Below are 18,291 nucleotides of genomic sequence, written 5' to 3'. Positions count from 1 at the left end.
ATCGTATGCGTAAAATTTTACTCGCAAGCTTTTGCTTGTTGATGAGCTTTTGTGTGCAGCTTCGAGCGCAAGAGCGGACCGTTTCAGGAACGGTAACAAGCAGTGAAGATGGAACAGCCCTGCCAGGGGTGACGGTCGTTGTCAAAGGGACAACGCGCGGTGTGAATACCGATGCCGACGGAAAGTACAAAATCGCGCTTTCAAACGGTGGTCAACTTGTATTTAGCTTCGTAGGTTTTGAAAAAACAACCGCTGAAGTAGGTTCCAAAACAATCATTAACGTAACGCTTACTCCAGAAGCCAACAACCTCAATGAGGTAGTGGTAACGGCTTACGGTGGTTCGACTGCAAAGAAGGACATTACTGCGGCGGTGTCTCAAGTAAGTGGAAAAACCATTGAAGGTTTGCCTATGCAAACTGTTGACCGCGCCCTTCAAGGACGTGCGGCGGGGGTACAAGTAACCGCAACGAGCGGGCAGCCTGGTGGTGGTATCAACGTTCGCGTTCGCGGGGTTGGTTCTATCAATGCTGGTAACGACCCACTTTACATCATTGATGGGGTACAAGTAGCGAGTGGTGGTTTGTCAACGACAGCGAGCTCAAACGTACTTTCTTCATTGAACCCTAACGACATCGAGTCCATCCAAGTATTGAAAGATGCGGCAGCGTCGGCTATCTATGGTGCGCAAGGGTCAAACGGGGTGGTATTGATTACTACCAAACGTGGTAAGGCTGGCAAAACCAAATTCAAAGTATCAATCCAAGATGGTTTTACGGATGTGTTGAAAAAATTGGATGTGTTGACTGCTTCTGAGTTTGCGACCTTGAAACTTGAAGGGTTTGTAAACCGTGCAGTGGCAACGAATGCTTCGGTAGAAACAGCACGTGCTAACTCTATTGCTCAGTATGGTGATCCTGCTACGGTTCAAAACACCGATTGGCAAGATTATGTGTATCAGCGTGGTCGTCTCCGCATGATTGATGCTTCTGCTTCGGGTGGTGATGGAAAAACGAACTTCTACTTGGCAACTTCGTACAACTACCAAGAAGGACAAGTAATCAAGTCTGACTTTGGTCGTGGAACGCTTCGTTTGAACGTCGATCACCAAGCCAGCAAAAAATTGAAGTTTGAAACCTCTATTGGTCTTGCTGCAACTACTCAAAACGGTGCGATTGCGGACGGAGCATTTATCAATAGCCCCTTCTTTGCGGCAGCGTTGATTTTGCCAAACCAACCAGTGTACAAAGCAGATGGTTCTTACAATGCACCACTTACGGGTTCGTTCAGCTACAATCCAGTACAAAGCGTAGAATATGAAACACGTTTGAACACGACGATTCAGACCGTAAGTAACTTTGCATTGAACTACGAAATCATTCCAGGTTTGAAGTTCCGTTCTTTCTATGGTCTTGATTATGCCAACAACCGTGACGATTCGTACCGTGACCCAATCGTTCCGCAATTTGCGTCAACGGGTGGTAGTGCTACGGTTTCTAACCGTTACAGCTTAAACTGGAACACTGCCCAAACGTTGAATTACAACAAAACCATCGGCGACCACGAAATTGGCGCTTTGGTGGGTGGCGAATACCGTGAACAAATCTCAGAAGTAGTATCTGCTACAGGTCAAGGATTCCCCAACGGTTTGTTCCGTACTTTGGCAGCAGCTGCTCGTCCAATCACAACAACTGGTACTTACACCACTTGGCGTATTGCCAGTGTATTTGGTTCATTTAATTATGGATACAAAGACAGATTGATTGGTACGGCAACCTTGCGTTACGATGGTTCTTCTCGTTTTGGTTCAAACAGCCGTTACGGTTTGTTCCCTGCGCTTTCAGTAGGGTACCGTTTGTCAGAAGAAAGTTTCTTGAAAAAATACTCGTGGTTGTCTGAGTTGAAAGTATTTGCTGGTTATGGTAAAGCAGGTAACAACAACATCAGTGACTTTGCTTCACGCGCATTGTTCGGTTTGGGCGGTCAGTACATCGACCTACCGGGTATCCGTCCTTCGCAGTTAGGAAATGCTAACTTGTCGTGGGAAGTAGCTTCAACTTTCAACGTAGGGGTTAACTACTCACTCTTCAACGGACGTATTTTCGGGGAAGTACAAGCATATCGTAAAATTAACGACAAGTTGTTGTTGTCACGTCCTTTGCCTAACGATAGCGGTTTTGGTTCTATCAACGAAAACCTTGGAAAAGTTGAAAACAAAGGTTTAGAAGTTGAATTTAGCCACGTAAACGTCAACAAAGGTGGATTCCGTTGGGAAACAAACTGGAACGTATCATTCCAACGTAACAAAATCCTTCAATTGTTGCCTGGTCAAAATAACATCGGTACGGGTCTGTGGGTAGGACAGCCTGTTACAATCAACTGGTATCCAACTTTTGCGGGAGTTAACCCAGCCGACGGGCGTTCGATGTGGTTAGACTCACTCGGGAACATCACTTATACAGTTCAAGCCCGTGATTCAAGAATCCAAGGAACTTCGCTTCCAAAAGGATTTGGTGGGGTAACCAACCGCCTTACGTACAAAGGCATTTCGTTGGAATTCTTCTTCCAAGGCCAGTGGGGTAACCAAGTGTTGAACAACAACGGTTTCTTCATGGAAAGCTCAGCATCAGCAGGTTGGAACAACATGCAAAGCCAGCTTGCGCGCTGGACAACGCCAGGTCAAATTACGCGCGTACCACGCGCTTATGAGGGAGGGGTAGAACCAGGTAGCAGTACCATTCAGACGTTCTCAACCAAGCAACTCGAAAATGCAGGATACGTTCGTTTGAAACAAGTAACCGTTGGGTACGATTTGCCGTCAAGTATTACAAAACGGCTTAAAATGACCCAAGTACGTTTCTTTGCCCAAGCTATCAACTTGTTGACTTGGACGGCGTACACAGGTTTAGACCCAGAGATTTTGTTTACTGAAATCGGACGTTATCCGCAAAGTAAGCAAGTGACGGGCGGTATCCAAATCGAGTTTTAATTTCAAACCATCGTAAAAGACATGTTGACAAAACAACTTAAAAATATATCGTTGGTGGTATTGGCAATGGTGGCTACATCGTGTAGCGACTTGCTCAATACAGAGCCAAAACAGTCGATAAGTACAGAAGTAGCTTTGACTGATATTACTGGAGTGCGTGCCCTTTTGATTTCGGTGTATGACCGTTTACAGCCAAATACCTACTACGGAGCACGGTTGATGATTGCTCCTGAAATCATGGCGGATAACGTTCGTTTGACCAATACAAACTCAAACCGTTTTTTCAATGAGCGTGTAAATGCTCCAAGTGCCCACATGCAGGCGTTTTGGGACAATTATGCGGCTATTAACGAAGCCAACTTTATCATTAAAGGCATTGGTGGCGCTAACACGAATGAAGCAGAAAAAGCGCAGATTAAAGCAGAAGCGTTGTTTTTGCGTGCTTTGTTGTACTTTGATATGGCGCGGGTATTTTGCTACGAGCCTACCAAAGTAGTGGGTGGAGCAAACTTGGGAATGATTTTGCGTACCGAACCTACAGACGACGTTACCAAAGCAGATTTTAAATCTCGCGCAACGATTGAGGAAACGTATCAATTGATCGAAAAAGATTTGAAAGAAGCGATTGCGTTGTTCCCTGCCACGGGTAACCGTCTTCGTGCCAACAAAGCGGCGGCGAATGCCCTCTTGGCACGCGTTTACCTCTATTGGGAAAAATACGCAGATGCTATTACTTATGCTACTGCGGCACTTGATGCTCCTAACGGTGCAGCGTTGGCGACGGGTGCCAACTACGCTGCTGCTTTTACTAGCGCGCCAAATACAGAGTCACTTTTTGAAATCAACTACGTTCAAGCTACCGAAAGCTTAGGTGCTAACGAATCAATGCACTCGTTGACTACTAACTTGACAACAGGTAACTGGGCGGATGTTGTTCCTACCAACGAGCTACTTGCCTTGTACGAAGCAACAGACGTTCGTCGTACACAAGCGATGTTTGCAGGGGTAAAAGGTGGAGAATCGGTGGTATTTAGCCGCAAATATCCAGGTTCAAGAGGGCCTTTTACGGATAATATTCCTGTAATTCGTTTCTCCGAAGTTCTTCTTATCCGTGCTGAAGCGTATGCTGCTACTGGAAAAGATGATTTGGCTTTGGCAGATTTGAACCGTATTCGTACCCGTTCGGGAGCTACGCCAGTAGCTGCTACAGTGAAAGGAGCTGATTTGATTGAAGCCATTATGGTAGAGCGTCGTTTGGAATTGTACTTGGAAGGACACCGTTTCTTTGATTTGAAGCGTCGTGGACAAACCATTACCAAAGCGAGCCTTTCGGCTGTGGTTCCTTACGATGACTTCCGCATCTTAGCACCACTTCCTACAGCTCAAGTTCAACTTAACTCAAGCTTGAAGCAAAACCGTGGTTACTAAGAGCTAATGCAGAAGATGGCTCAAGTCAGTTACTTAAACATTGAACAAAACATGAAAAATAAATTCATCCAATTTTTAGTAGTAGGAGCAATGGCGTTGTCACTTACGTCATGCTTTGAAAATCCTTCTTGGACGTACGATATGGCTCCAGTGGTAGAGTTCAAAAACCCACGTACAGGGTTTGCTACTCAGCCCACCAACAACGTATCTAATGGTGCAGCGCAGCGTACCATTCGTCAATTACTCAAAAGAGACAGTATTTTGGTGCAATTGGTAGGAGCACAACGTCCAGAAGCTACCACACTTGGCTACGTCATTGATGCGGCAAAAAGCACGGCAGTTGAAAATATCAACTATCGTATTTTGGAAAGCAAAGGTTCGGTGACGATTCCTGCCAACAGCAGCTCTGCTTACATCAAGTTTGAGATTTTGGAAGGTATTCCAACGACCGTTGCGGCTACCCAAAACTTTCCATTGGTGTTGACATTGACGGGTAACGACCAAATCAAACCAAGCGAGAACTATAAGACGTTTACGTTGAATATTCGTCGATAAGCTAACGTTTGTGTACTATATACGTAAAGGCGGCGCTCCAAGAGCGTCGCTTTTTTGTTTCTTTTAAGCGACCTTCTTGCCTATATTCTAGTACTCCCCAATAATAATCACTAATTAGTAGATGTTTATTATGGTTTTTATTAACGAACGAGATTATAATGAGTTTGCTTTGCTATTTTTCAATCAGTTATTAACTTTCCCAAAAACAACATAAAATGAAAAAAATATACAAGTTAACCCTGATTTGCTTAGGAACTGCGACTATTTATTTTTCTGTATTTTCTGAATACTTGTTGTTAAGGTATGTAATATTATTGGCGGGTATCTCTGCTTTAGGGTTAGGTCTTTTTTTTGAACATAAATTTTGGAAAACTAACCCAACTGCTCTAATTGTCTTGGGAGGGTCAATAATTTATCCTGCACTATTAACTGAAAATCTGTTGCTAAGGTATTTGATACTATCGACGGGTGTTTCTAATTTGGTGATAGGATTTTTTCTTGAGTATAAACAATGGAAAACTTACCCCCCCCAAATAAGGAATGTTATTTTGTTATATTGTATTGTCATGATACCAATGATGATTTTAGTTTGGTATTTGGCAGTAATTCGCGGCGTTAGGATATTTAGTTAAGGGATAAAAGCAGTGTTCATTCGACATCAAACCAAGCGAGAACTATAAGACGTTTACGTTGAATATTCGTCGATAAGCTAGCGTTTGTGTACTATATACGTAAAGGCGGCGCTCCAAGAGCGTCGCTTTTTTGTTTCTTTTAAGCGACACAAAAAACAAATTCGTCGATGCCAGCCGCGAAAGCGACCTTTTTTGCCTAATTATGGTGTTACCTTATCTGAACCTCTACTAAGCAGATATTTATTACTATTTACTAACCAATGAGCAAGCCCGTAAAAACCGTTGTCACAATTTTAGTTATTCTACTTATTACTGGTTTAGCCTTTTACCCTCGTTTAAAAGAATACGCCTCCAAAAAAGAGGAAAAAGGAGCGGGAGCAGGAAAAAATGCGGGCGCGGGTGCTAAAGGTGGAGCCCCAGGTAAAGCAGGCGGGCCAGCTCCCATTGAGATTTTGGTGGTAGCAAGCCAACGAATTGAGGAGAAAATTCTTTCTACAGGTACGATTATTGCGAATGAAGAGGTAGAAATCCGAAGTGAAATTGCTGGTCGGATTACTTCTATCAATTTTAAAGAAGGAGACTATATCCAAAAAGGGACAGTCTTGATTCGTATCAATGATGCCGATTTACAGGCTCAACTTCAAAAATTGGAATACCAGAAAAAATTGGCCGAAGTAAACGAAGAGCGTCAGAAACGATTGTTGGAAAAAGAGGCCATTAGCCAGCGTGATTATGACATCAGCTTGACCAACTTGAACAGTATGAACGCCGATATTGAGAACTTGAAAGCCCAAATTGCGAAAACAGTCATCAAAGCGCCTTTTGATGGAACGGTCGGTTTGCGCTACATTAGTTCGGGAAGTTACGTAAACAATGCTACCCGCATTGCTACCCTCACCAACGTAAATCCTGCCAAACTCGACTTCTCGGTGCCTGCTAAATACGCTACAAGTGTTCGTAAGGGAACAGGCATTACGTTCTCGACCGAAGGAGGAGAAGAAAAATACCGTGGGACAGTATATGCCGTTGAGCCAAAGATTGACCCAAGTACCCGTACACTTACCCTTCGCGCTACTAGCCCCAATCCTGGGCGTAAGTTAGTGCCTGGTGCATTTGCGCGCGTAGAAATCATCCTAAATGCCAAACCGAATGCCATCATCGTTCCTACCGAAGCCGTTATTCCTGACCTTCGTGGGCACCGTGTCTTTATCGTGAAGAATAACAAAGCCGAAACAATTTCAGTAGAGATTGGGATTCGTAATGATAAAACAATCGAAATTACCAAGGGCTTGATGCCAGGCGATACCCTCATTACTTCGGGTATCTTGCAAGTGAAAGCAGGTGGAGAAGTAGATATTAAGAAGTAAAACAAAATTATCATGGCATCATTATCAACAACCAGCATTCAACGACCCGTATTGGCAGTGGTGATGTCGCTCATCATCATTATTTTCGGGTTGATTGGCTTCTCGTACCTTGGCGTGCGTGAGTACCCGAGCGTGGATCCACCCGTGATCAACGTAATGACCAATTATACGGGGGCAAACGCCGAGATTATTGAATCCCAAATCACCGAACCGTTGGAGGAATCTATCAACGGGATTTCGGGGATTAAGACCCTGACGTCGGCCAGCCGCGATGGGCGCAGTAACATTACCGTGGAATTTGATTTGGGCGTGGATTTGGAAACGGCAGCCAACGACGTGCGCGACCGCGTGTCTCGTTCGTTGGGCTTATTACCGCGCGATATTGACCCGCCGATTGTTTCCAAAGCTGATGCGGATTCAAACCCCATTTTCTTCATGAACGTGAAGAGCGATAAACGCTCGATGCTGGATTTGAACGACATTGTAGAACGCCAAGTAAAGGAACGTTTGCAGACCATTTCGGGGGTAAGTTCGATTCAAATTTGGGGAGAGAAACGCTACGCCATGCGTTTGTGGATTGACCCGCTCAAATTGGCTTCGTATCGCCTTACGGCTATCGACGTGTTGAACGCCTTGACACGCCAAAACATTGAGCTTCCATCGGGTTCGATTGAAGGCGCAACTACCGAGCTTACGGTGCGTACGCTGGGACGTTTGACCACCGTTGACGAATTTAATAACCTGATTGTCAAAGAAGAATCGGATCGCGTGGTGAAGTTCATGGACGTAGGTAGGGCAGAACTAGCGCCCGAAAACGAACGTACCCTGATGCGCCGCGATGGCGTTCCGATGGTGGGCGTGGCCGTTGTGCCTCAGCCTGGTGCCAACCAGATTGCGATTGTAGATGAGGTTTATAAACGCATTGACCAAATTAGAAAAGACCTTCCACCTGATATTGTTGCGGCGATTGGCTTTGACTATACCCGCTCGGTGCGTCTTTCTATTTTGGAAGTAGAAGAAACCATCATTACCGCCTTCATTCTGGTGGCCTTGATTATCTTTATCTTCTTGCGCGACTGGCGTAGTACCATCATTCCATTGACGGCGATTCCCGTATCCTTGGTCGGGACGTTCTTCTTGATGTACATCATGGGCTTTTCCATCAATGTATTGACCCTACTTGGAATCGTACTTTCGATTGGTCTGGTGGTGGACGATGCGATTGTAGTTTTAGAAAATATTTATACCAAAATCGAAGAAGGGCTTTCGCCACGAGAGGCTGCGATTGAGGGTTCTAAAGAAATTTATTTTGCCATTATTTCAACAACTGTCACCTTGGCGGCGGTGTTCTTACCCATCATTTTCTTACAAGGGGTAACGGGACGCTTGTTCCGCGAATTTGGGATTGTGGTAGCTGGCTCCGTCATTATTTCGGCTTTTGTGTCGCTGACACTGACGCCGATGTTGAGCTCAAAATTGCTAAAATCGAGCCACTCACAACCTTGGTTGTACCGTGTTACGGAACCATTCTTTTTGTGGTTGAACAACGCATACGAGTCGTCATTGGCTTCTTTCATGACAATCCGTTGGATGGCATGGGTGCTGATGGTAGCGTTCGTAGGGGTGATTTATGCCTTGTTCAAATATGAAGCCATTCCTTCCGAATTGGCTCCCATGGAAGACCGCCGTGGGTTTCGGGTGTCGTTGACCATGCAAGAAGGCGCTACCTTTGATTTTACCGATCGCTACCTCAAAATGTTTGGGAAAGTAGTGGAAGATGAAGTAAAAGCCAACGAACGCGATGCTTTAATCACGATTACTGCGCCAGGATTCTCAACCAATGCGACCAATACGGGCTTCGTTCGGGTGGTGTTGAGTGAGCCTATGATGCGCCAACGGTCGCAAATGGAAATCGCTGATGCAGTACAAGCAAAAGTGGCGAAACTGTCGGGGGCGAAATCGTTTGTTTTGCAAGATCCAACCATTCAAACGGGGCAACGGGGAGGAAGTAGTTTTCCTGTGTCGTACGTTGTACAAGCTACGAGTTACGAGAAATTGCGGGCGGTGATTCCTGAGTTGATGAAACGCGTGAACGAAAGTCCGATGTTTGTAGGAACGGACATCAATTTGAAGTTTACCAAGCCTGAAATTCGCCTCGAAATTGACCGTGATAAAGCTCAAAACCTGGGAGTTTCCATCCAAGACATTGCCCAAACCTTACAATTGGGTCTTTCAGGTCGCCGATTTGGTTATTTCTTGATGAACGGAAAACAATACCAAGTCATTGGACAAATTGACCGTACAGACCGTGATGATTTGATGGATTTGAAATCATTATTCGTAAAAAGTAACCGTGGAGAGTTGATTCAGCTTGATAATTTTGTGAAACTTACCGAGCAAAGTTCGCCGCCTCAGTTGTTCCGTTTCAACCGATCATCGGCAGCTACCATTACCGCAGGTTTGGCCAAGGGGGTTACTTTAGGAAAAGCTTTGGATGAAATGGATCGCATTGCGAAAGGTGTGTTGGACGAATCATATACCACAGCCCTCGACGGGCAGTCGCGGGAGTTTAAAGATAGTTCTTCTAGCCTTTTATTTGCCTTTGGGTTGGCCTTGGTGTTGATTTACCTCATTTTGGCCGCGCAGTTTGAAAGTTTTGTTGACCCGATTATTATCCTTTTGACGGTACCTTTGGCAGTTTGTGGTGCGTTGTTGTCGCTCTGGGATTTTGGTCAAACCCTCAATATTTTTAGCCAAATCGGAATCATTACGTTGGTAGGGCTTGTGACCAAAAACGGGATTTTGATTGTGGAATTTGCCAACCAGCGAAAAGAGTCAGGCATCAATAAATTGCAAGCAGTAAGGGAAGCAGCAGTAGCCCGTTTCCGCCCGATTGTTATGACGAGTTTGTGTGCTATTCTAGGTATTTTGCCGATTGCATTGGCCTTGGGAGCAGGTTCTGAAAGCCGTGTTTCAATGGGGATTTCGGTGGTAGGTGGATTGTTGTTCTCGACCATCTTGACGCTCTACATCATTCCCGCTATTTATTCGTATTTATCGAGCAATATCAAACCTGTGGAGAAGAAAGCTCAGGCGCCAACCGCCGAGGCCGAACCCACGGCATAAGACTTTAAGTTTTCCATACCCTTTCTTAATTTTAGCCTCTGCATTTATCCGCAGGGGCTTTTTCATGGTTTTTTGGTGAAAAATCATGGAAAACCATGAGTGGTTTTAAAGTTAGAAGGCCGCTATTTTGTAGAAAATTGAGAACAAATGCAATCATCTATACGGCTTGTTATTGTTGATGACCATCAAATTGTTTTGGACAGCCTAAAAATGCTCTTCGGAACGATTGAAAATATAACGGTTGCGGTTACGTTTACCGACAGCCGAAACGTGATGAGTTTTCTCGAAGAACACGAAGTCGATATCGTTGTGTCGGATTTACACATGCCCCATTTGAGTGGGATTGACTTGACGCTTGTCTTGCGAGAGCGGTTTCCGACGGTGAAGGTTCTTCTCCTGACCATGGCCGAAGATGCCACGCACATCCGAGAAGCCATCAAAGCAGGGGTGAATGGCTATATTTTAAAAAAATCAGGACGCGAGGAGCTAGAAAAGGCGATTTATACCCTAATGTCGGGTAGAAAATATTACAGCGAAGCCGTGATTGAAGAACTATCTTCCTCCGCCCCCGAAGACCTAAACGATGCCCGCCCCGACACGATTCTACACCTGACGAGTCGTGAAATCGAAATTATAAAGCTGATTGCGAACGAGTTTTCAACCAACGAAATTTCGGATATTCTGTGCATAAGTGTGCCAACGGTAGAAACGCACCGCCGAAATTTGATGCAAAAACTTAGCGTCAAGAGCGTCGCAGGTGTAGTAAAATACGCCATGCGCCACGGGTTAGTGAAATGAGGCTGGGCGTAAAAATATTAAATGCGGAGAGTTAAATGAGAACACACACCGCCATTGGGATTGTTTTTCATCGTCCAGGCTCCTCCAAGGCTTTCGATGCGGTCTTTGATATTTTTCAATCCTTTTCCATCTGAGGTATTTTCAAATAGACCGAGCCCATTGTCAGTAACGACTAGCGAGAGTTGTTGATTTTCTACCCTAAGTTGAATAGTGGCATGAGTAGCTTTGGAGTGTTTGAGAATATTATTGACCAATTCCAGACAAATGCTGTACAACTCAAATTCGACGCGCTTATCAAACCGCCCGATTTGTGGGTCAATGTCAAGGTTGAAATGAGTCGTTATGTTCTGGTTGATTTTACGAATTAAATAGCGTAGTGCTTCCGTAAGTCCTTGTTTTTCAAATTCATCTGGGAGAAGGTTGTGGGAAAGTAGGCGGACTTGGTCGTGCGCTTGGGAGATGGTTTTCTTAACGTGCTTATATACCTCTTGCTCGTGCGGGTTTAGTTTTTTGATGTCGATGGCCTCTAAGCTCCAGTTGAGAGCCGACATAGTACTGCCGAGGCTATCGTGCAAATCGGCGGCGATGCGTTTTCGTTCGGTGGTTTGGCCTTGGAGGAGGGCTGCCGAAATCGCTTGGTTTTTTTGGACTAATTCACGGTTTTTAGCCACCAATTTTTGGTTGGTCCATATCAAAATCCCAACAATGAGGGCAACAAGCCCCAAAATGATGGTCAGGTTTTGTTCGCGATTTCGCTCATTTTCTTGGTAAGCTTTTACTTTTTGAAGCTCCATTTCTAATACTTTTTTTTCATTGCGGAGACTTACATTGACGGTCGTTTCTAACTTTTTGAGACTCCCTTTGACGTTCTGATTTTCGATGTCTGATTTGATTTCTAGGCATTCGGCCAAAAGTTTGTAGTCTTTGGTTTGTTTAAAAATCTGAATAGCGTCGTTGATAAACAGTAAGGAATAATAGCGGTTGATGTCTTTTTGGTTTTGGTAAAAATCCAACCCTGTCGAAATCAACTCTTTCTGCAAGCGGTTGAGTTGGAGCTGGCATTTGGCAATTCCCGAAAACGTGACTAAATAGACATCCCGCAGGTTGGTAAAGTCTTTGGCCTGGTTGCACGTGCGTTGGGCTTGTTCGTAATACTGCATGGCTGCTTGGGCGTTGCCTTGTTTAAGTAATAACTCGGCTTTGGTAAACTGCCCCAACGCATACGGCCGTACTTTCCCTTTTTGAAGGGCCAGTTTCATGGAACTGTCGATGGCCGTAATGGCCTTTCCATACTGTAGTTGGTTGATATAAACCTCCGCTAAGTTGCCGTAGATGTGGTATTTCTGCGTCAGATTGTAGTAATCGGCTTTGCCTTGGTCATTGTCTTCCAAGGTATAATTTAGGGCTTTTAATAGGCTAGTTTCGGCATTTTTGAGTTGTTCGGAATTGATGTAAAAGAGACCCAAAAAATTATAGGAGTCGGCCAACAGGCTGCGGTCGTTTACTAGTTTTGCCACGGCTAAGCCTTTGTTTGCTTCTTTGATGCCAATTTCGACCAAGTTATTGAAGTAATAAATTTCGCACTGCCGACTGTGAAAAAGGTAGGTGAAGTAAGTGGGTTTTTTGATGGTGAGCAACAAATCGACGCGATTGAGCCAGTATTGGGCCGAATCGTAGTTGTCATCGTTCATAAAATCATCTACTTTTTGAAAATACTTTTTTACCGTAGCCGATTCTTGCGGGGAAAGGTTTTCGGAAGATTGTCCCAGTGCAACAGTAATAAATGCTCCCCAGAGGTTCATCAAAAAAACTAGGAAAATGAAAGGTTTCATAGGGCAAAGTCGTGTACCAAAGGCAGATAAAGCTAACAAGTCCATAGTTACCAAAAAATTTGGTGATATTCCTAGGGAAAGGTGAGTTTTTGGGATAAAATCATGGAAAACCATGAGGTACATTTTGTCCTTGATTTTTTAACGGAATATTTATCGAAGGAAAATACTATCTTGTGTGCTTCCTTAACCCTACTGCAAAAAACATGATCAGAGTACTCCTTGTGGACGACCACCAAATGATTTTGGAAAGTCTAAAACTACTTTTCAGACGAATCCCAGAGGTGAAGATTGTGGCGACGATTGATAACAGTAGAAATGTATTGACTTTTTTGGCCAACGACCCCGTAGATTTGGTGGTGTTAGATTTTAATATGCCTCATTTGAGTGGCGTTGATTTGACCCTCCAAATCAGACAGCAGCACCCAACGATTCGTATTTTAATGCTTACGATGGTAGAAGAGGCTATTCACATTCGGGAGGCCATCAAGGCGGGAGTACATGGTTATATTCTTAAAAAAGCGGACAAGGAAGAACTAGAACGGGCCATCCAACAAGTAATGGGAGGAAAACGATACTTTAGTCCTGCGATTGTTGATGAACTCTCAGCCCACCCTGGCGAGGATTTGAACAATGCCCAACCTGCCACCATTCAAAATCTTACTGAGCGTGAAATAGAAGTGTTAAAGCTGATCGCCTTGGAGTTTTCAAGCCCCGAAATCGCTGAAAAACTGTATATCAGCCTTTCGACCGTCGAAACCCACCGTCGAAATTTGTTTCATAAACTCAACGTCAAAAGCGCGATTGGTCTGACTAAATATGCCCTGAGGCACGGGCTAGTGGAGTAGATTATTCGAAAAATTTTGGATTTTGGTAGAGGTTTATGTCTTTTAAAAATCTAAAGTCTTTCAAATTCAGTGTGTAGAGAGGAATATCATGCCAAATAGCAGTTGAAGCAATAAGTGCATCAGGCAAATTTAATTTGTGAGAAAGTGAATATTGTTCAATCAGCTCAACTGCCATGCTTGAAATCGCTTGATTGACTGACAAGACGGTGAGATTATTGAGGTCTTTACGAATGGCTCGGAGTTCAGTTTTATTCCTTGCCCCATAAAATAATTCAGCAGAAGTAACATCTGAAACGGCTAAATTACTTTGCCCAATTCGTTGGAGATTCTCAATAATTGTTAGGTTGTTTCGATATACTTCAATCAAAATATTAGTATCACAAAGCACCATTATTTTATTCTCCATGCTTGTTTCCGTAGTTCATTTGCATCAAGTTCATAATCTTTCCATAAACCAGCCGTTAGTGAAAACTCCTCCGAAGGCTTACTTGTTTTTTTAGAAGTTTTTACTTCTACCTCAATATCAAAAGACTTCAAAAAATGGAGTAATGCGCTTAATTTGTTTTGGTCAATATCATTTTTAAGAATAATCTGTGTCATGACTCTATTATTTTTCTGCAAATCTACACTTTTTATCAGTACCAGTACTTGGTAAAGTACACCCGCTTGTTTTGAACTACTAACTTTTTTGAGGGAACGTTGCCAGTAGGTTTTTGATTGATTTACAAAGGAATCGAAATAATATTCGTAATTCCATGATTTTCAATGCTTTTAACTTGCCAAGTTCCATTGAGGCTTTCTATGCGGGCTCGTACGTTTTTTATTCCTTTTCCGTCGCTTTCATTACTGAAAAAGCCGATACCGTTGTCGGAAACAATCAATTTTAACTCCCCATTGGGACGGTTTGCTGTGCGGGCGGGGGCTGATAAATTAATTTGGGCTTGGGTGGCTTTTGCGTGTTTTAAGATGTTATTGACAAGTTCTAAGCAGATGCTGTAGAGTTCAAACTCTACTTGGGGTGAGAGTCGTCCCAATTGCGGGTCGATGGATAGGTCAAACTGAATGGTTTTAGTTTGGTTTATTTTACGGACAAAATGCTTGAGTGCTTCGGCCAATCCCTGTTTTTCAAATTCTTCGGGCAACAGGTTGTGGGAGAGGAGCCTGATTTCGTTGTAGGCGGTATCGAGCATTTGTTTGAGGTGTAGATAGACGTTTTTCTCGTCGTTGTCAAGATTATTGGTATCAATGGCATTGACGGTATAAATCAGCGACGACATAGTACTGCCGAGGCTATCGTGGAGGTCGGCCGCTACGCGCTTGCGCTCGATGGTTTGGCCTTTTAAAACCGATGCTGATATTTCCTTGTTTTTTCTTTTAAGGCTCTGATTATGATAAAAAAGTACGCCTGCAAGTGTCATCAAAAATGCAATACTGGCCAATAGCAAATTACGAGTTTGTCGCTGGGAAGTCAGCTCATTTTGCTGAGTCAATTGTTCCATCGCTACTTTTTGTTGTTGATTGGCGATTTTAAACTCGGCTTCTTTTCGTTTTTTATCAGCGTTTTGCTGGGCTACGAGTGCTTGTTGAAGCAAAAGGTCTTTGTTTAGAAAACTCATTTTTGATTCATTAAGCAAAAGAGTTTGTTTACTGATAGCCAATTCGGCTCTTTGACGTTCTATTTGAGTCTCTTTTTTCTGAGTTTGGTATTGCATTTCCAACTGAGAGAGCTTGAGACTCACTTCGGCTTTTTCCAAGGAGTCATTAATTTGTTGCGCCCTGCCATAATGGTACAACGCTTGTTCATAATTTTTTAAATTTTGATAGCTTTTGTGGAGCATTTCATGGGCAGTGCGAGCATAAGCTACTGATTTATTTTTTTCGGCAAGTTGTAGCGATAAGTTGGCTATTTTAACGACTTTTTCGGGCATACCAGCCCCGTCAAAAAACTCGGAGAGGCGATTGTAGGTAAAATTATCATTGATTTTTTCGGGATTTTTGTCAATGTCAATGCCTTCTTTGGCAAAATAATAACGCCCGCTATCCAGCATATTGTTGAATAAATAAGAAGTGGCTACGTGCCTGTATTGAATAAGATCAGGGTTAAGTTTATACTTCCCAACCAGTTGCATTACCCTACGATGTATTTCCAATGCTTTGGTATAATTGTTCATACTTCGATACACATTACTTAGGTAATTGAGTGTATTGGCTTGGCTAAAATAGTCGTTGTGTTCTTCAAACGTTTTGAGTGCTTGGTTGAGGTAAAAAAGACTTTTGTCAAACTGTAAATCCATCAATAAAGCATTTCCGAGGCGCGCACTGGCGATGCCCGCTTGCCGCCAGTTCTTTTCTTTTTCCCAAATCGCTATTGACTTGATGAAGTCGGCGACGGAAGAATCTTTTTTGAGGGTAAATACGTAATACTGACCACGTGCTCGATAAAAAAAGCCCCATCCCCGCTGCCATTTGGTTTTAGAAAGCATTTTTTCACTTTCCCACAACCAATAGCGAACAGAGTCCATTTTCTGGAGGCGATTATAGGTAGTAGCGAGGTTGATTTGCGTACCTATCAGGAGTGTATCCTTTTGAAAAGAAGGCGACATTCGGCGAAACTCGGCAATTTTTCGTAAATCATCTTGTACCGACTGAGTCCAAGCAACTGTGCTAAAAATCACAAGTACCACAAGAGCGAGTGTTCTTTTCATAGAGAAGAGGTTAATGATGCCAATATCTATTTAATCCATCATTTTTCAAATAATTAGCCATGCAATGGTCTCAAAATCATGGTTTACCATGAGATAAAATCGTGGTATGCCCTGATAAATGGAGAAATAATAAGCGGCCAACTTTGTAGCATCAATCAAAAACGTATGCTCACCAAACGCGAAATAGAAGTGCTACAACTCATCAGCCAAGAACTGACCACCGAGCAGATCGCTAATCTGCTGAAAGTGAGCATTCCGACCATCGAAACCCATCGCCACAATCTGCTGCAAAAGATGGGAGCCAAGTCGGTAGTTGGATTAATAAAGGAAGCTATCCGCCAAGGTTTGATTGAGAATCCATAAGAGACAATTGAATTTCTTAAACCATAAACCAATGATCCCTACAATGAAAAAGCTAATTTTTACTTTTGTCATGCTGACGACAGGAAGCATCTACGCTCAAACTGACCTAAAAGCTGCCTTTGAAAAAGGGTTAGCTGATTATGACAAAAATTCGATGGAGGCCATTCAACAAATGGACGATAAGCTGCGTTTTGTGGCGGGGCATAGTGGGCAGTTTTACGATAAAGCTACAACGCTTGCTTTGCTCAAATCTCGTCCCACTGCCAAAAGCGAGACCCAAATGAGCGACCTGCGCGTAAAACAATCGGGGAGTTTGGGCGTGGTATCGGGCATTAGAAACCATGCTTTAGTACTTCCCAATGGCCAAAAAATGACATGGAAAGATGCCTTTACCTATACCTTTGAATGGAAAAACAACAACTGGACGCTGACCGACTTACACCACACCAAAATAGATTATCAAACGGGCGGCGAAGACAACACGCTTACGACCCAAATGCAGCAAAAAATAGGGAACGAATACAAGACCGATTCAAAAGCCTTTTATGCCAATCGCCTTTCTGATGATTTCAGATATGCAACCGTGCAGGGCAGCTATCTGACCAAAGAAATGGTTTTGAAAAGCGACAAGCAAAACATTATTTCGTCCGAGACGCTCCAACCCCTTATTTTTCAATCGGGTGACTTGGCCGTTGAAACTGGTATCCACAAAACCGTGCGTTTAGATAAAGACGGTATCGAGCGCAGCAAGCAAGTAGCGGCTACCTATGTTTTTCAGCGGCGCAATGGCAAGTGGATGTTTGTAAGTTCGCAACAAACCGACATAGCCTCGCCAGCAGCCCAAGAAGAAGCTGCCGTTCGACAGGTGATTGATGCCGAAACCAAAGCCTATCACGAAGCCAATCTAGCCGTATGGAGATCAAACTGGGCTACTACTCCTTATATAGAAAGGCAAGACGAAAAGCTCAGAAAACTGGCCAATACGCCCTATTTGAAAGGCCAAGCCCTCCAAAAAGGCTACGAGGAATTTGGCAAAACCCATAAACCGACGGGTCTTAATACAGTAGTGAGTGATTATGAATCGCACATTTCAGGTAATTTGGCTTGGGCTACTTATACCCAAGAAGATAAAAAAGCCGACGGAACTGTGGGACAAAAACAACGTTCGTTGCGCATTTTGGAGAAAATAAACGGTCAGTGGAAGATTGTAATGCTGAGTTTGACAGGCTTTTAGTTCATGAATAATAAAACCATTGATGTATATGCTTTTTATAGCTGACGACCACCGATTGTTTGTGGATGGACTCCGTTTCATCATTAACTATCCCACCGATTATAAACTCGCGGGGGTGGTACACAATGGCCATGAAGTAATGCCTTTTCTTAAAAAACAGCCCATTGATGTCCTGCTTTTAGACATTGATTTGCCAGGGAAATCGGGGAAAGATGTCGCCATTGAAGTAAAACAGCATTATCCAAAAGATGAACTTCTCTTGGTAAAAGAATAAAGACATATAATTGGACAAGTGGTTGGACTGGCTTTGCCGTAAACAATGCGTTAAATGATAATAATGGAATTATTTTTCTCTTGAAAGATAACTTGCTGCATATTGAAGATCTTGTTCTTGGTGGTGGTGGACTAGCCTAAAACCT

General features: G+C 43.5%; 15 protein-coding genes. 11 read left to right on the top strand and 4 right to left on the bottom strand.

The annotated features are described in order from the left end of the window. Window positions 1-5: 5 nt before the first annotated feature. The 7 genes from FHS57_RS28035 (at window position 6) to FHS57_RS28005 (ending at window position 10,893) form a co-directional block, all read left to right on the top strand. A complete protein-coding gene (locus tag FHS57_RS28035) occupies window positions 6-2,987 on the top strand; it encodes a SusC/RagA family TonB-linked outer membrane protein (protein ID WP_183979526.1) in 2,982 nt (993 codons plus the stop codon). Window positions 2,988-3,008: 21 nt separating this feature from the next. After that, the gene (locus FHS57_RS28030) at window positions 3,009-4,415 is read left to right on the top strand and encodes a RagB/SusD family nutrient uptake outer membrane protein (RefSeq protein WP_183979524.1); all 1,407 of its coding nucleotides are present in this window, start codon (window positions 3,009-3,011) and stop codon (window positions 4,413-4,415) included. Between the two features lie 51 nt (window positions 4,416-4,466). Next, window positions 4,467-4,970 (top strand): DUF4843 domain-containing protein, encoded by a 504-nt coding sequence (locus FHS57_RS28025; protein WP_183979522.1) that lies wholly within the window; start codon window positions 4,467-4,469, stop codon window positions 4,968-4,970. A 215-nt stretch (window positions 4,971-5,185) separates the two neighbouring features. Then, window positions 5,186-5,602 carry a hypothetical protein gene (locus FHS57_RS28020; RefSeq protein ID WP_183979520.1) on the top strand — a complete coding sequence of 139 codons (417 nt, stop codon included), beginning with the start codon at window positions 5,186-5,188 and terminating at the stop codon, window positions 5,600-5,602. A gap of 260 nt (window positions 5,603-5,862) precedes the next feature. After that, window positions 5,863-6,969: an efflux RND transporter periplasmic adaptor subunit gene (locus FHS57_RS28015; protein WP_183979518.1), complete on the top strand. Its 1,107-nt coding sequence runs from the start codon at window positions 5,863-5,865 to the stop codon at window positions 6,967-6,969. Between the two features lie 12 nt (window positions 6,970-6,981). Next, window positions 6,982-10,095: an efflux RND transporter permease subunit gene (locus tag FHS57_RS28010; protein ID WP_183979516.1), complete on the top strand. Its 3,114-nt coding sequence runs from the start codon at window positions 6,982-6,984 to the stop codon at window positions 10,093-10,095. A gap of 147 nt (window positions 10,096-10,242) precedes the next feature. Beyond that, window positions 10,243-10,893, top strand: coding sequence for a response regulator (locus FHS57_RS28005; protein WP_183979514.1), 651 nt, complete (start codon window positions 10,243-10,245; stop codon window positions 10,891-10,893). Between the two features lie 17 nt (window positions 10,894-10,910). On the opposite strand, the gene FHS57_RS28000 is transcribed toward FHS57_RS28005, so the two are convergent. Further along, a complete protein-coding gene (locus FHS57_RS28000) occupies window positions 10,911-12,725 on the bottom strand; it encodes a tetratricopeptide repeat-containing sensor histidine kinase (RefSeq protein WP_183979512.1) in 1,815 nt (604 codons plus the stop codon). A gap of 203 nt (window positions 12,726-12,928) precedes the next feature. On the opposite strand from FHS57_RS28000, the gene FHS57_RS27995 reads away from it, so the two are divergent. Continuing rightward, complete coding sequence (locus FHS57_RS27995) at window positions 12,929-13,570, top strand: response regulator (protein WP_183979510.1); 642 nt, start codon at window positions 12,929-12,931, stop codon at window positions 13,568-13,570. 1 nt (window position 13,571) lies between these two features. Here FHS57_RS27995 and FHS57_RS27990 read toward each other — a convergent pair whose 3' ends face one another. From FHS57_RS27990 to FHS57_RS27980, 3 genes are all read right to left on the bottom strand, one after another. Beyond that, entirely contained in the window at window positions 13,572-13,976 is a 405-nt protein-coding gene (locus FHS57_RS27990; protein WP_221225751.1) for a type II toxin-antitoxin system VapC family toxin, read from the bottom strand. Further along, window positions 13,961-14,170 carry a hypothetical protein gene (locus FHS57_RS27985; protein WP_183979508.1) on the bottom strand — a complete coding sequence of 70 codons (210 nt, stop codon included), beginning with the start codon at window positions 14,168-14,170 and terminating at the stop codon, window positions 13,961-13,963. Before FHS57_RS27985 ends, FHS57_RS27990 begins: the two co-directional genes overlap by 16 nt. A gap of 122 nt (window positions 14,171-14,292) precedes the next feature. Beyond that, window positions 14,293-16,275, bottom strand: coding sequence for a tetratricopeptide repeat-containing sensor histidine kinase (locus tag FHS57_RS27980; protein WP_183979506.1), 1,983 nt, complete (start codon window positions 16,273-16,275; stop codon window positions 14,293-14,295). Window positions 16,276-16,353: 78 nt separating this feature from the next. On the opposite strand from FHS57_RS27980, the gene FHS57_RS27975 reads away from it, so the two are divergent. Genes FHS57_RS27975 through FHS57_RS27965 form a run of 3 tightly spaced genes read left to right on the top strand, consistent with a single transcriptional unit; the run spans window position 16,354 to window position 18,146 of the window. Next, window positions 16,354-16,638, top strand: a complete 285-nt coding sequence (locus tag FHS57_RS27975; RefSeq protein ID WP_229601474.1) for a response regulator transcription factor — start codon at window positions 16,354-16,356, stop codon at window positions 16,636-16,638. Between the two features lie 43 nt (window positions 16,639-16,681). Next, the gene (locus FHS57_RS27970) at window positions 16,682-17,872 is read left to right on the top strand and encodes a nuclear transport factor 2 family protein (RefSeq protein ID WP_183979504.1); all 1,191 of its coding nucleotides are present in this window, start codon (window positions 16,682-16,684) and stop codon (window positions 17,870-17,872) included. Window positions 17,873-17,900: 28 nt separating this feature from the next. Next, window positions 17,901-18,146, top strand: a complete 246-nt coding sequence (locus tag FHS57_RS27965; protein WP_183979501.1) for a response regulator transcription factor — start codon at window positions 17,901-17,903, stop codon at window positions 18,144-18,146. Window positions 18,147-18,291 lie beyond the last annotated feature (145 nt).

This window comes from Runella defluvii (genome assembly GCF_014195535.1).
Classification (GTDB): domain Bacteria; phylum Bacteroidota; class Bacteroidia; order Cytophagales; family Spirosomataceae; genus Runella; species Runella defluvii.
This window is presented reverse-complemented; position numbering and strand designations above follow the sequence as displayed.